This is a genomic window from Nocardia sp. NPDC049526, from assembly GCF_044465765.1.
In the GTDB taxonomy this organism is placed as follows: domain Bacteria; phylum Actinomycetota; class Actinomycetes; order Mycobacteriales; family Mycobacteriaceae; genus Nocardia.
The window spans coordinates 945656-959246 of sequence record NZ_JBITMA010000001.1 but is presented as its reverse complement, the minus strand read 5'-3'; the positions used below and the strand labels follow the sequence as shown (position 1 = coordinate 959246).

14 protein-coding genes are annotated in these 13591 nt (G+C 65.9%); 6 read left to right on the top strand and 8 right to left on the bottom strand.

The window, feature by feature from the left end; all coding sequences use genetic code 11:
* Positions 1-9: 9 nt before the first annotated feature.
* Positions 10-1608, bottom strand: coding sequence for an ABC transporter substrate-binding protein (locus tag ACIBW7_RS04200; RefSeq protein WP_397043847.1), 1599 nt, complete (start codon positions 1606-1608; stop codon positions 10-12).
* A gap of 434 nt (positions 1609-2042) precedes the next feature.
* Here ACIBW7_RS04200 and acs point away from each other — a divergent pair, with 434 nt between their 5' ends.
* The 4 genes from acs to ACIBW7_RS04180 all read left to right on the top strand — a co-directional run bounded on the left by acs (position 2043) and on the right by ACIBW7_RS04180 (position 6948).
* On the top strand, positions 2043-3995 hold the full coding sequence (gene acs, locus ACIBW7_RS04195) for an acetate--CoA ligase (RefSeq protein WP_397043845.1): 1953 nt from the start codon (positions 2043-2045) through the stop codon (positions 3993-3995).
* 170 nt (positions 3996-4165) lie between these two features.
* On the top strand, positions 4166-5425 hold the full coding sequence (nhaA, locus tag ACIBW7_RS04190; RefSeq protein ID WP_397044206.1) for a Na+/H+ antiporter NhaA: 1260 nt from the start codon (positions 4166-4168) through the stop codon (positions 5423-5425).
* Positions 5422-5949, top strand: coding sequence for a phage holin family protein (locus ACIBW7_RS04185; protein WP_397043843.1), 528 nt, complete (start codon positions 5422-5424; stop codon positions 5947-5949). Before nhaA ends, ACIBW7_RS04185 begins: the two co-directional genes overlap by 4 nt.
* Before the next feature lie 63 nt (positions 5950-6012).
* Positions 6013-6948, top strand: a complete 936-nt coding sequence (locus ACIBW7_RS04180; RefSeq protein WP_084509564.1) for an alpha/beta fold hydrolase — start codon at positions 6013-6015, stop codon at positions 6946-6948.
* A 296-nt stretch (positions 6949-7244) separates the two neighbouring features.
* Here the strand turns inward: ACIBW7_RS04180 and ACIBW7_RS04175 are convergent, their stop codons facing one another.
* Genes ACIBW7_RS04175 through nth form a run of 4 tightly spaced genes read right to left on the bottom strand, consistent with a single transcriptional unit; the run spans position 7245 to position 10463 of the window.
* Positions 7245-8438: a MarP family serine protease gene (locus ACIBW7_RS04175; protein ID WP_397043840.1), complete on the bottom strand. Its 1194-nt coding sequence runs from the start codon at positions 8436-8438 to the stop codon at positions 7245-7247.
* The gene (locus tag ACIBW7_RS04170) at positions 8435-9154 is read right to left on the bottom strand and encodes an NUDIX hydrolase (RefSeq protein ID WP_397043838.1); all 720 of its coding nucleotides are present in this window, start codon (positions 9152-9154) and stop codon (positions 8435-8437) included. The genes ACIBW7_RS04175 and ACIBW7_RS04170 overlap by 4 nt, the downstream gene beginning before the upstream one ends.
* Positions 9151-9786 carry a TlpA family protein disulfide reductase gene (locus ACIBW7_RS04165; protein WP_397043836.1) on the bottom strand — a complete coding sequence of 212 codons (636 nt, stop codon included), beginning with the start codon at positions 9784-9786 and terminating at the stop codon, positions 9151-9153. Before ACIBW7_RS04165 ends, ACIBW7_RS04170 begins: the two co-directional genes overlap by 4 nt.
* Positions 9783-10463 (bottom strand): endonuclease III, encoded by a 681-nt coding sequence (nth, locus tag ACIBW7_RS04160; RefSeq protein ID WP_397044204.1) that lies wholly within the window; start codon positions 10461-10463, stop codon positions 9783-9785. The genes ACIBW7_RS04165 and nth overlap by 4 nt, the downstream gene beginning before the upstream one ends.
* A gap of 244 nt (positions 10464-10707) precedes the next feature.
* Here nth and ACIBW7_RS04155 point away from each other — a divergent pair, with 244 nt between their 5' ends.
* Both ACIBW7_RS04155 and ACIBW7_RS04150 read left to right on the top strand, forming a co-directional pair.
* Positions 10708-10950, top strand: a complete 243-nt coding sequence (locus ACIBW7_RS04155; RefSeq protein WP_040686056.1) for a hypothetical protein — start codon at positions 10708-10710, stop codon at positions 10948-10950.
* A 147-nt stretch (positions 10951-11097) separates the two neighbouring features.
* Positions 11098-11772 (top strand): Crp/Fnr family transcriptional regulator, encoded by a 675-nt coding sequence (locus tag ACIBW7_RS04150; RefSeq protein WP_011206875.1) that lies wholly within the window; start codon positions 11098-11100, stop codon positions 11770-11772.
* Positions 11773-11904: 132 nt separating this feature from the next.
* On the opposite strand, the gene ACIBW7_RS04145 is transcribed toward ACIBW7_RS04150, so the two are convergent.
* The 3 genes from ACIBW7_RS04145 to ACIBW7_RS04135 are packed head-to-tail and all read right to left on the bottom strand — an operon-like array spanning position 11905 to position 13347.
* A complete protein-coding gene (locus ACIBW7_RS04145) occupies positions 11905-12699 on the bottom strand; it encodes an MBL fold metallo-hydrolase (protein WP_397043834.1) in 795 nt (264 codons plus the stop codon).
* 9 nt (positions 12700-12708) lie between these two features.
* Positions 12709-13167, bottom strand: a complete 459-nt coding sequence (locus tag ACIBW7_RS04140) for a RidA family protein (RefSeq protein WP_397043832.1) — start codon at positions 13165-13167, stop codon at positions 12709-12711.
* An 18-nt stretch (positions 13168-13185) separates the two neighbouring features.
* Entirely contained in the window at positions 13186-13347 is a 162-nt protein-coding gene (locus ACIBW7_RS04135; RefSeq protein WP_085998464.1) for a DUF4177 domain-containing protein, read from the bottom strand.
* Positions 13348-13591 lie beyond the last annotated feature (244 nt).

The following is a 13591-nucleotide window of genomic DNA, read 5'->3' as shown; positions in this document are numbered from 1 at the left end:
GCCGAGCGGCTACTTCTCGATGTTTTCGAAGTCGAACAGACCATTCCAGGCCAGGTCGGCCTTCTTCACCTTGTCCGAACGTCCCGCCGCGGCAAGATAATCGATCACCGGGATATCGGCCATATCCTTGATCAGCAACGCCTGCGCCTGCGCCACGATCTTGTACGACTCCTCCAGCGTCGGCGCGGCCAGTGCGGCGTCGAGCAGGTGGTCGAATTCGGGGCTCTTGTAGTCGACATTGTTCGTCTCGGAGTAGCTGTAGTACTGCGAGGTGAGGAACTGCAGCATGGTCGGGTAGTCACCCTGCCAGCCGTAGCGGAACGACTTGCCGATCGTCTTCTGGTTCACCAGATCTCGGATGTTCTTGAACGTCGGATACGGCGCGCCGACGGCATCGATACCGAGGGTGTTCTTGATGCTGTTGGCCACGGCCTCGATCCACGCCTGGTGGCCGCCGTCGGAGTTGTAGGCGATTTCGTAGCGCCCCGACCACGGCGAAATGGCATCGGCCTGCGCCCAAATCTTCTTGGCCTCTTCGGGGTTGTACTTCAATACCTCCGAGCCGGGCAGGTTGCCGTTGAATCCGGGCAGGGTGCTCGAGGTGAAGTCGCGCGCCGGAATCTTGGTGCCGTTGAAGATGGTGTCGCAGATCTGCTGCCGGTTGATCGCCATCGAGATGGCGCGGCGCCGCAGCAGCCCTTCCTCACCGCCGAAATGCGGGACATTGGCCTGCACGCCGATGTGCTGGTTCTGCGCCGACGGCTCCAGGATCGCGCGATCGCCGAGGTCCTTCTTGTAGGAAGTCAGCGCGCTGTCCGGAATCGTGTCGAGGGTATCCAGATTGCCTGCCTGCAGATCCGAGTAGGCGGTGTCGAACGACTGGTACATGACGAAGCGCAGACCCTTGTTCTTGGGCGCACGGCCGCCCTTGTAGTCCGGGTTGGGCACCAGGTCGATCTTGACGTTGTGTTCCCAGGTCTGGAACTTGTACGGGCCGTTGCCGATCGGGTTCTCCCCGAAGGCCTTCATATCCTTGAACGCGGCATCGGGCAGCGGATAGAACGGCGCGTAGCCGAGTTCGGTCTCGAAGTCGATGGACGGCGACTTCAGCTCGACGGTGAAGGTTCGGTCGTCGACCACCTTCAGCCCCGACATCGTTTGTGCCGTGGGCTTTTCGGCCGACACCTCGTCGAATCCGACGATCGGGGTGAACGCGTAACTCTGCAGCTGACCGTTGGTGCCGAGGGCGCCGTAATTCCAGGCGTCGACGAACGACTTCGCGGTCACCGTGCTGCCGTCGGTGAACTTCCAGTCCGGCTTGATGGTGATCGTGTAGGTCTTGCGGTCGCTCGTCTTGATGGACTCGGCCATCTCGTCGTGCGCAACGCCCTTGCCGTCGTAGTACTTCAGACCCGCGAACAGCCGGTCGACGACGCGACCGCCCATATTCTCGTTGGTATTGGTCGGCACCAACGGATTCTGCGGCTCACCACCGTTCGTGGTGACGATGTCGGCGTCGGCACTATCGCTCGACGAACATGCGGACAGTCCCAGGCTTGTGGCCAGCAGGACTGCCGCGGTCAACGCTGTAGCTCTGTTGAATCTCAACGCGTTCTCCCGATTTCGAGACAGGCGAAGGGGATCCGCGACGACGCATGGGTATGTGCCCAGCGCGCCTCGACTCGATCCGCCTTGGAATGCCTGGGACGTTAGCTATTCGAAGCAGCCTTGTCACCGGATTGACAGAGGTTCGTTCCACTTGTTACCAATCCGGCAACATCATCGAAACACGCTAAACATTCAGGAGAAAACAGTCATCCGCCGGAAGTATGCCTCCGTTGGGGCTTCCGGAATCCGGAGCTGGTTGGTCTATGACGATAGCTACCGAAGGCCCGGTTTGTCAGCGGATCGCGCAGGATACCCGCCGCGGTGACGCGATGGAAACCCATTGGACACAGCAGGCGCGGGCTGGATCACAGTTGGTTACTGTCGAAATCGACTGCGACTGCCAGCACCACGGGGCTACGTGAGGAAGAGACGAGATGACCGAAACCACCGACCACCGGGACTCGTACCCGCCGACCGCGGAATTCACCGCGGCGGCGAATGCCGACGCGTCGTTGTACCAGCGGGCCACGGCGGATCGCGACGCGTTCTGGGCCGAGCAGGCCGACCGGCTGCACTGGGAGCAGCCGTGGACACAGGTGCTCGACTGGAGTGACGCGCCCGTCGCGAAGTGGTTCGTCGACGGCAAGCTCAATGTCGCCTACAACTGTGTGGACCGCCATGTGCTCGACGGGCACGGCGATCAGGTCGCCATCCACTGGGAGGGCGAACCGGGCGATTCCCGCGACATCACCTATGCCGAACTCCTCGCCGAAGTTTCCCGCGCAGCAAACTATCTGACCGAACTCGGGCTCGAGGCGGGCGATCGGGTCGCCATCTATATGCCGATGGTTCCCGAAGCGATCGTCTCCATGCTGGCCTGCGCCCGACTCGGACTGACGCATTCGGTGGTGTTCGCGGGGTTTTCCCCCACCGCGTTGCGCCAGCGCGTCGACGACGCGAGCGCCCGGTTGATCATCACCACCGACGGTCAGTGGCGTCGCGGTAAGGCCGCACCGCTCAAGGAGGCCGTCGACGAGGCGCTCTACGCCAATGGCGATGTGCCGCACAGTGTCGAGCACGTACTCGTGGTGCGGCGCACCGATATCGAGGTGCCGTGGACCGAGGGCCGCGACCTGTGGTGGCACGAGACCATCGCGCAGGCTTCCCCCGAACACTGGGCGCAGGCCTTCGACGCCGAGCACCCGCTGTTCATCCTCTACACCTCCGGCACCACCGGTAAGCCCAAGGGCATCCTGCACACGAGCGGCGGATATCTCACCCAGGCGTCCTACACCCACCACAATGTCTTCGACCACAAGGCCGGACGCGACATCTACTGGTGCACCGCCGATATCGGCTGGGTCACCGGGCACACCTACATCGTCTACGGACCGCTGTCGAACCGGACCACCCAGGTCGTCTACGAGGGCACGCCGAACTTCCCGGATGAGCACCGACACTGGAATATCGTCGAAAAGTACGGCGTCACAATCTATTACACGGCGCCGACGCTGGTTCGCACATTCATGAAGTGGGGTAGGGAGATTCCGGCCGCGCATGATCTGTCCAGCATCCGGGTGCTCGGCAGCGTCGGCGAACCGATCAATCCCGAGGCCTGGCGCTGGTACCGCGAGGTGATCGGTGCGAACACCGCACCCATCGTGGACACCTGGTGGCAGACCGAGACGGGGTCGATCATGATCTCCCCGCTGCCGGGCGTCACCGCCGCCAAGCCCGGCGCCGCGATGACTGCGCTGCCCGGAATTTCGGCGAAGGTCGTCGACGAGGAGGGCAAGGCGGTCGAGCTCGGTGAGACCGAGGCCAACGGCTATCTGGTGCTCGATCAGCCGTGGCCGTCGATGCTGCGCGGCATCTGGGGCGACATGGACCGCTATCGGTCCACCTACTGGGAGCGCTACGCCGAACAAGGCTGGTACTTCGCCGGTGACGGCGCCAAGCTCGATGCCGACGGCGATCTGTGGGTGCTCGGCCGGGTCGACGATGTGATGAATGTGTCGGGTCACCGCATCTCCACCGCCGAGGTCGAATCCGCGCTGGTCGGTCACTCCGGCGTGGCCGAGGCCGCCGTGGTGGGCGCCAGCGATGCGACCACCGGACAGGGCATCGTCGCCTTCGTGATCCTGACGGCCCAGGCCAAGGACACCGGCGACGCGCTGATCGACGAACTGAAGGCGGAGGTATCGCGGGAGATCAGCCCGATCGCCCGGCCCCGCGAGATCCACGTGGTGCCCGAGCTGCCCAAGACCCGCAGCGGCAAGATCATGCGGCGATTGCTGCGCGATGTCGCGGAAGGCCGCGAATTGGGCGACACCTCGACGCTGGTCGATCCGAATGTTTTCGAGGCGATCCGGGCCGGCCGCGCCTGAGTCGGCACCTCGCGTACGGCCGGTGACGGAATTCGTCACCGGCCGTACCCGTTAGAATTGCGGAAGGTGTGCCGGGAAGCCTGGTCGGCATGCGGTCGTGTACCTGAAAGCCGGATCGGTTGGATTGCGCGTCCGCGGTCGGAGTCCACCCTGGCGGAAGGTTTCCCGTGATCACCCAAATGCGCTCGGAGCTAACGCGCTATCTACGCACCGAAACCGTGGGTGGTGCAATACTTCTGATCGCGGCTGCTGCCGCGTTGCTGTGGGTGAACTCGCCGTGGGGCCAGAGCTACTTCACCGTCACCGAGTACGCCCTGCCTATCAAGGCACTGCATCTGGATCTCACCGTCGCGGCCTGGACCAAGGACGGTCTGCTGGCCATCTTCTTCTTCGTCGCCGGATTGGAGCTGAAACGCGAGCTGGTGGTCGGCGAACTCGCCGATCCCAAGCGGGCCGTGCTGCCGATCATCGCGGCGGTCGGCGGCGTGGTCACCCCGGCGCTGATCGCATTCGCGGTCGGATTCGGCGTCGACGGGATGAATCGAGGCTGGGCGATTCCGGTGGCGACCGATATCGCCTTCGCGCTGGCCGTGCTGGCCATGACCGGCTCCCGGATCCCGGCCAGCGCGCGGGTCTTCCTGCTGAGCCTCGCGGTGGTCGACGATCTGCTCGCCATCATCCTGATCGCGGTGCTGTTCACCACGACGCTGTCGGCGCTGTGGCTGCTGGCCGCGGTAGGCAGTTTCGCGGGGTGGGCGCTGGCCCAGCACAAGCGGATCTCCACACCGCTGCTGTATGTGCCGCTGGCGCTGGTCTCCTGGTACGCGCTGCACGAGGCTGGCATCCATCCGACCCTGGCCGGTGTCGCGCTGGGCCTGCTCACCAGGGTGCGCAAGGACCCTGGCGAGACCGAAGCCCCGGCGACCCGGCTCGAGCATCTGCTCCAGCCGATCTCGGCCGGGCTCTGTGTACCGCTGTTCGCCCTGTTCGCCTCCGGAGTTCCGTTGGACGGCAAGGTTTTCCAGCAGCTCTTCAGCGACAGGCTGTCGCTGGCCATAATTCTGGGATTACTACTGGGCAAGACCGTCGGTATCTTTGGAATCAGCTGGGTGGCAATCCGATTGGGCATCGCGAAGCGTCCGGCCAGCCTGGGCTACCGGGACATGTTCGCCCTCTCGGTGCTCGGCGCGATCGGCTTCACCGTTAGCCTTCTGGTGGCAGAACTCGCGCTGACGGACGTCGGTGACGGCTCGGCCGTCGAATTGGCGAAGGCCGCGGTGTTGGTGACGTCAATGACGGCGTCGCTCGCGGGTTCGGCGCTACTGTTGCGGCGTGGGCGTGTCCACCAGGCGCGGCGGGACGCGCGTGCGATAGAACGAGAGACTGAGGCGGAAGCAGTGCCGGGACAGGGAGAAGGGTCGACCAAGTGAGTTTCGCAAACGGCGGTAACGGGGATGAGTCGCGTCGCGACCGCACTGTGACCTCGATTCCCCTCTCGGACGCCAACCCGGCCGGGTCGGCGAGCTTCGGCGCCCTGGTCCGCGATGCCACCGAGCAGATGTCGACGCTGGTGCGGGCCGAGGTCGAGCTGGCCAAGGCCGAGGTGACCGGGGAGATCAAGAAGGGGCTGCAGGGCAGCGTCTACTTCATCCTCGCGCTGACCGTCCTGCTGTTCAGCACCTTCTTCTTTTTCTTCTTCCTCGGCGAGCTGCTCGATGTCTGGCTGGCGCGCTGGGCGGCGTTCCTGATCGTGTTCCTGCTGATGATCGTCGCGACGGCGGTGCTCGCCCTGCTCGGCTATCTGCGGGTCAAGAAGCTGCGGGCACCGGAGAAGACGATCGATTCGCTCAAGCAGGCGCGCACGGTGCTGCCGAGCGGATTCGGCTCGCACGAGGAGCACCTCGCCCTCGCGGAGCCGACGCAGTCGAAGTCGCTCGAGCAGCCGTCGAAGTAGCGGCGGGGCGTCGCGGCAGCGTCGACTAGGCGGTGAGCCGTACCCCCACTAGGCTCGGTCGGCGTGTCGTCGAACTCATTTCCCGATCCGTCCAGCGTCCGTTACGACGGTCCGTGGACGCATCGGGACGTGCACGCAAACGGCATTCGCTTCCATGTCGTCGAGGCCGAGCCGGACCGCCCGGACGCACCGCTGGTTGTCCTGCTGCACGGATTCGCCGACCTCTGGTGGTCCTGGCGGCATCAGCTGACCGGACTCGCGGAACTCGGTTACCGCGCGGTCGCGGTGGATCTGCGCGGCTACGGCGATAGCGATAAACCGCCCCGCGGCTATGACGGTTGGACGCTGGCCGGTGATATCGCCGGCCTCATCCGCGCCATGGGCTATTCCGAGGCCACGCTGGTCGGACATGCCGACGGCGGACTGGTGTGCTGGACCACCGCGGTGCTGCATCCACGACTGGTGCGCTCGATCGCACTGGTGAGTTCCCCACATCCGGCCGCACTCAAGAGCGCGGTACTACGGGACCGGCGTCAGCGGCGCACCTGGCTGCCGAATTTCCTGCGCTATCAGCTGCCGCGCTACGGCGAACATCTGCTGACCACCGGCAACGGCTTCGAGGTCGAGCGGCTGCTACGCCAGCGGGTGAGCCGAACCTGGTCGGGCACCGCCGAATTCATCGAGACGGCCGATAGGATGCGCTCGGCCATCCAGATTCCGGGCGCGGCGCACTGTGCGCTGGAATACCAGCGCTGGGCCTTCCGCAGTCAGTGGCGTCCGGATGGTCGGCGATTCATGGCCACCATGCGGGTGCCGATCCGCATTCCGGTGCTGGCCATGCGCGGTGAACTCGACGGCTACATCCTGCCCGCGACCTTCCAGCGCGGCCGCCGGTTATCACCGCAGCGGCGGCAGGTCGTGATTCCGGGCGCGGGACACTTTGCGCACCAAGAGAACCCGGAGGCCGTCACGATGGAGTTGGCCAAGCTCCTCGGGTAGCCGCTTCCCGCCTGGACAACTCGTCGAGCGGCGTGGTCCGGACATGCTGCGCCATTTGCGATGCATCCGAGCGATGCTCAGCGTCGGCACCGGTTTCACGCCGGACCGTCTGATCGCGACCATGGCCGCGCAGCCCCGCCGAACCGGCCATTGTCGGCGCCACATGCAACGAACCGGTGCTCGAGCGTCAGCGGCCCGCGGTCATGCCTCGGCAACCGCCGGAACCCTGGGCGCTGTGGCCGAGTCGGGGCCGACCCGGGCGACCGGCTGACGTAGCCAGTCGCCCCCAGCCGGTCTCAGCTCAGTACGCAGGCGCCGGTCTGAATCGGCGTATTCGACCCGGGCGCGGCCTCCAGTTGTGCACGAACCTCGTTCAGCGTCAGCACATAACCGGTGTCATCGTCGGTGACAGCGGCACCGAAGACCACACCGAGCACCTGCCCCTCGGTATCCACCAGCGGCCCACCGGAATTACCGGCCCGCACCAACCCGCGGACGGTGTAGACCTCACGCTCGACCGTGCCGTTGCGGTAGATGGTCGGCCCGGTCAGATCCAGCGTCTCGCGCACCCGAGCCGCGCTGGCCGTGTACGGTCCGCCGCCCGGGTAGCCGAGCACGATGGCACTGTCGCCGGAGTGCGCCGGCGATGGCGCCTGCGGGACGATCGGGGCGGAGAGGCCGGGCACATGGAGCACCGCGACATCCTTGGACGGATCGAACAGCACCACCGTCGCCTCGAGCGGGCCGCGCACGGTATCCACGCTGACGCTCGTCGTGCCCGCGACCACGTGCGCATTGGTCATCACGCGTTCGGGCGCGATCACGAAGCCCGAACCCTCCAGCGCCCGCTGGCAGCTCGGCGCCACGCCGCGGATGCGCAGCACGCTCTGCTGCAGCGAGGCCGCGACCGGGCTGGCGAGCACGCTGGGATCCGGCGGTTCGACCGCAGCGATCGGCGCGCGACCGAACGGTCCGATGACATCCGGCAGCCCGGAGGTGTTGAGCAGTTTGGAGAATTCGTTCGGCAGCCGCCGCAGCCAACTCGGGGAGACATCGTTGACGTCGGCGAGCACCTTCGAACCGTTGATGGCCGCGGCGATGGCCGGCTGGGACGAGGTGGCCAGCGGCAACGCCAGCAGCCATGCGGTGACCAGCACCGCGACCGCCTGCAGCACCGCGCCGACGACGCTGTCCACACTGCGGGTGAACGGATGCCGCATACCGCCGCGCGCGGCCCGGCCGAGCACCATGCCCGCGACCTCACCGACGATGACCAGCACCACGATCAACAGCACGCCGGTGAGCACCCGCGGTCTGCCCTCGTTGACATGGATCAGGATGTGCGGCGCGATGAGAATGCCCGCGACCGCGCCGAGTACGACGCCCAGAAAGGCCAGCGCGGAGGCCACCGCGCCCTGCCGCCAACCGGAGGAGGCGGCAAGCAGCGCGAGCAGCACCACCGCGATATCGAGCCAAGCCGATGAACTCATAACGTCATCCCTACGGCCGCCAGCGCGGACTCTAGATCGCGAACATCGCTGTGGTCCCAGTCCCGTTCCCACCCGGCGGTCTTGCAGATGCCCGCCAGAATGCCGCCGGTCAGTCCCCACACCAGCATTCCGTCCACCTGGAATGCCGGACTCTGATAGCCGAGGCTGCCGCGCACCATGAAGCGATTCGCCGGGTCGAGCAGGTCGGCGAGCGGCACCCGCACGACGCGTTCGGTCTCGGTGTGGTTGACCACGTGGACCGCCCTCGGGGTGTGCCAGTAGGCCACCACCGGGGTCACGTCGAATCGGGACGGGGGCACGAAAAGCTTCGGCAGTACCGCAAAGGGTTCGACGCCCTCGCGCGCCAGCCCGGTCTCCTCACAGGCCTCGCGCAGGGCGGTATCGATCGGACCGGAGTCGCCGGGATCGACCGCACCGCCGGGAAAGGCGACCTGACCACGGTGCTGGCGCATGGTGGACGCGCGCTGGGTGAGCAGCACATCCGCATCGGCGGGCAGCCCGCCCGGCGCCTCGGGATCGGCTTCGGGCGAACCACTGAACAGCACGAGCACTGCCGCCTGCCGCGGTGTGGTGCTGATCGTCATGGCCCGCCGGACCGCCCGCGCCAAGGACAGCGTGTCGGTGGAATCGGTATTCGGGTCCGCCGCTCGGCGCAGCCATTTCGGGATGCTGTCCGGCATGGGGATCTCGGTCATGCCGCAACTCCCAGATTATTCGCGACCGTATCGGCGATATCGTCGACGCCGTTGAACGCCCGCACCACCACATCGGCGACCGAACCATCGGCACGCAACAGCACCGATACCGGCAGCACCGCGGGCGCACCGACCGCGGTTCGCACCTTGGTGCGCGGGTCGAGAACGCCGGGCAACGTCACCTTCAGGTCGGTCAGCAGCGCGAGCGCCCTCGCCTCATCCGGATCGCTGTGCACGGTCAGCACGGTAATCGCGTTTCCGGCCCGTCGCGCGTACTCCTGCACATCTGGCAACTCTTTGGCGCACGGTCCACACCAGTACGCCCACAGGTTCAGCAGTGCCGGTTTGCCCGCGAGTGCGGCCGCCAGGTCGACCGGTTTGCCGTCGGACAGACAGGTCAGGGCGAGTCCGGCAATCGGCCCGCGTCCCACCGCATCCGCCGCGGGCGTCGGGCAATTCGCCAGCCCGGCGGCGGTGCGTGCCTCGACCGATGCGCTCGCAAGGGAATTCGCCGGATGGTCGCCGCTCGTCGCGGTGTCGTCGTTGTCGCGGGGCCACAGCGCGACCGCCAAGGCCACCACGGTGATCAACCCTGCCAACGCCAAGCGCGCCGCGACAGGTATTCGTCTCACCGGCCCACCAGCTCGAGCAAATGCTCCGCCTCCGGACCCTTCACCAGCTTGGCCGCGGTTTCCGGATCGGTCGGCCCGACCCCGAACGACGGGCAGTCCTTGGCCAGAATGCAGACACCGCATGCGGGCTTGCGGGAATGACAGACCCGGCGCCCGTGGAAAATCACGCGATGGGACAGCATTGTCCATTCCTTGCGTTCGATAATCGCGCCGATGGCGTGTTCGACCTTCACCGGATCTTCCTCGGTGGTCCACGCCCAGCGGCGCACCAGCCTGCCGAAATGGGTGTCGACCGTAATGCCGGGCACCCCGAAGGCGTTGCCGAGGATGACGTTGGCAGTCTTGCGGCCGATGCCCGGCAACTGCACCAGTTCGTCGAGGGTGTGAGGCAATTCACCTTCGAAGCGTTCGACCAGTGCCTGCCCGAGCCCGATCAGCGAACTGGTCTTGTTGCGGAAGAAGCCGGTCGGCCGGATGTATTCCTCCAGCTCGGCGCGGTTTGCCTCGGCGTAGGCGCGGGCGTCCCGATACTTCGCGAAGAGCGCGGGTGTGGTCAGATTCACCCGCTCATCGGTGCACTGCGCGGAAAGTATTGTCGCAACCGCCAATTCGAGCGGCGTGGTGAAATCCAGCTCACAGTGCGCGTCCGGAAAAGCCACCGCGAGAATGCGGTTCATCCGGCGGGCCCTTCGGGTCAGGCCGAGCTGGGTTTCCGCTTGTCGCGCTCGGGATTTGCGCTTCGGCGCGGGGACCGCGGCGGTTTGCGCATCGGTCGCCTCGACGGCAGGCGCAGGCCCGCTCACGGCAGCTGTGGAGGGGGAGACACGCACGCGTCCACCATACGGAACCACTCCACAACGGTGCCCTCCTAGATCTCTTGCCGTGTTCCATCTGAGACCTAGACCGTGTTTACTGCTCGTCATGCAAGGACTCGCTGTGGTGCTCTTCCCAGTGGTGCTGATGCTGTTTGCACTGGGCATGGAGCGGGTCGAGAATCGGCTCCGCAAACTTCTCGAACCCGACGAAGAGGTTCAGCAGTACCTGGACAAGGCAAGCAACGCCGAAGTGAAGGAGCTGACGAAGCTCGGACTGCCCGCCGCGGTGGCACGGATGCGCAGGCGTCGGTCCCGTGGCGAAGAGCTGGACGTCGCACGCGCCAGCTGAATCCCCTACCAACCGGTACCTGGCACGCCGCGCAATCCACTCGTTACGTGGTGTCTGTCACTACGCTGCTGTAATGCCGCGTAGACTGCGCTGTTGGCCGAATCGCTTCGGTCCAGGACAGAGCCATTTCCCATAAGGAGCACATTCGTGGACGAGGCCCTCGCCAGAGCAGGCATCTTCCAAGGCGTAGAGCCCACCGCGGTGGCGGCTCTCGCCAAACAACTGCAGCCCGTGGATTTTCCGCGCGGCCATGTCATCTTCAACGAGGGCGAGCCCGGCGACCGGTTGTACATCATCACATCCGGCAAGGTGAAGATCGGACGGCGTTCCCCGGACGGCAGAGAAAACCTGCTGACCATCATGGGTCCGTCGGACATGTTCGGTGAGCTGTCGATCTTCGACCCGGGTCCGCGTACCTCGACCGCTACCACCGTGACCGAGGTCCGTGCGGTCACCATGGACCGTGACGCACTCAAGTCCTGGATCGACCAGCGGCCCGAGATCGCCGAGCAGCTGTTGCGCGTTCTCGCCCGTCGTTTGCGCCGCACCAACAACAACCTGGCCGACCTGATCTTCACCGACGTACCCGGCCGGGTCGCCAAGGCGTTGCTGCAGCTCGCGCAGCGGTTCGGCACCCAGGAGGCCGGTGCGCTGCGGGTCACCCACGACCTCACCCAGGAAGAGATCGCGCAGCTGGTCGGCGCCTCCCGCGAGACCGTGAACAAGGCTCTGGCCGACTTCGCACACCGCGGCTGGCTACGGCTGGAGGGCAAGAGCGTGCTGATCTCCGACTCCGAGCGCCTGGCCCGCCGCGCGCGCTGACGCTCGAATCCCTTCGGCGACCGGACACCCGATCGCTACGAAGACGCGTCGCGGCGGGTGGCCGCCGCGGCATATGAACGCAAAAGCACGCTGAGTTCAGCTACCGAATGAACTCAGCGTGCTTCGGTGTTTCTAGTTCTGCTCGGTGCGCAAGTACTCCAACTGCGCTTGCACCGAGCTCCGTGCCGCCGGCCACAGCCGTTTGTCGACATCGGCGTAGACCTTGCGCACGACCGACATCGCACCCGCATTCGGCCCGAGCACTCGCAATGCCTCCCGTACCTGATCGAGCCGCTCCTGCCGATGCGTGATGTAGTACCGCGCGATCGGTTCCAGATCGGGATGATCCGGGCCATGTGCAGGCAATAGCGCGCGTCCCGCACCCGCCTCGACCAGCTTGTCCAGCGATGCCAGGTAATCGGCGAGGGCGCCGTCGGTGGAATCGAGCACGGTGGTGCCGAAGCCGAGGATGGTGTCACCGGTCAACACCGCATCGTCGAGCACGAAACTCACCGAATCCTTGGTGTGGCCGGGGGTGTCGAGGACGGTGATCCGCAGCCCGGCAGCCTCGATCACCTCGCCGTCGACCAGCGGCGCATCCGAACCGCGCAGGAATTCGGCGGTCCTGGCCCGCACCGGCGTACCCGTCAACTCGACCAGCCGGTCGATCCCACCGGTGTGATCGTGATGCCGGTGCGTGATCAGGGTGAGCGCGATATTGCCGTCGGTGACGCGGGCGAGCGTCTCGCTGTGCGCCTTATCCTTCGGACCCGGATCGACGACGACGTATTCCGATTGTCCCGGCGCGCGCAGCAGCCAGGTATTGGTGCCCTCCAGCGTCATCTGGCCGGGATTGTCCGCGAGCACGACCGCCGCGGTCGGCGTGACCTGCCGCAGCCGGCCGTATGCGGGATGGGTGAGCGTCATCGAACCTGTCTAGCGCACTTCGGCGATCAGTTCGACTTCGACGGGGGTGTTGCGGGGCAGTTCGGCGACCCCGACCGCGGAGCGCGCGTGCACGCCCGCATCACCGAAGACCGCACCGAGCAGTTCCGAGGCGCCATTGACGACCTGCGGCTGATCGGTGAATCCCGGTGCGGAGGCGACGAATCCGACGACCTTCACAATGCGCACCACCGCGTCGAGCCCGACCAGATCGTGCACCGCGGCGATCGCGTTCAGCGCGCAGAACTTGGCCGCCTCCTTGGCCTGATCGAGCGAGACCTCCGCGCCGACCTTGCCGGTCGCCGACAGCTGGCCGTCCACGAACGGCAGCTGACCGGAGGTGTAGACCAGCGAACCGGTGCGGATCGCCGGAATGTAAGCGGCGACCGGTGCCACGACCGGCGGCAGGGTCAGGCCGAGCTGGGCGAGGTTCTTCTCCCACTGGGTCATAAGTGCAAGTCCCTTCGGTTACTTGGGCCGCTTGAGGTAGGCGACGTGCTGTTCACCGGTCGGGCCGGGCAGCACGGTCACCAGTTCCCAGCCGTCGGCGCCCCACTGGTCCAAGATCTGCTTGGTCGCATGTGTCAGCAGCGGAACGGTGGCGTATTCCCACACCTTCGAATCACTCATGGCAGTAACTTTGGCAGCGCCTTCGGCGCTGCGTGTTCGCGGCCCCCTTCTGTCTCGCGGTTGACCCTTTCGAGCGACCTGCAAGCAGTCGCTAGCGGCGCCGTCGAGACTGGCGCCTACGGCGCATGCGCTTCGACGACTCGGACGCGACACGGGCCGCGAACGGGTCGCTCGTAAGACTCGCTCCGTTGTGGTCGATAGAGCGGTACCTCGCCTTGCGGCGACTCGGCTCCAACTGTCTGAG

Excerpts from the sequence above, each read along its gene's own strand:
- acs (WP_397043845.1), top strand. The coding sequence starts at position 2,043 with ATGACCGAAACCACCGACCACCGGGACTCGTACCCGCCGACCGCGGAA.
- ACIBW7_RS04175 (WP_397043840.1), bottom strand. The coding sequence starts at position 8,438 with ATGAGTTCATCGGCTTGGCTCGATATCGCGGTGGTGCTGCTCGCGCTG.
- ACIBW7_RS04170 (WP_397043838.1), bottom strand. The coding sequence starts at position 9,154 with ATGACCGAGATCCCCATGCCGGACAGCATCCCGAAATGGCTGCGCCGA.
- nth (WP_397044204.1), bottom strand. The coding sequence starts at position 10,463 with ATGAACCGCATTCTCGCGGTGGCTTTTCCGGACGCGCACTGTGAGCTG.
- ACIBW7_RS04155 (WP_040686056.1), top strand. The coding sequence starts at position 10,708 with ATGCAAGGACTCGCTGTGGTGCTCTTCCCAGTGGTGCTGATGCTGTTT.
- ACIBW7_RS04145 (WP_397043834.1), bottom strand. The coding sequence starts at position 12,699 with ATGACGCTCACCCATCCCGCATACGGCCGGCTGCGGCAGGTCACGCCG.
- ACIBW7_RS04140 (WP_397043832.1), bottom strand. The coding sequence starts at position 13,167 with ATGACCCAGTGGGAGAAGAACCTCGCCCAGCTCGGCCTGACCCTGCCG.
- ACIBW7_RS04135 (WP_085998464.1), bottom strand. The coding sequence starts at position 13,347 with ATGAGTGATTCGAAGGTGTGGGAATACGCCACCGTTCCGCTGCTGACA.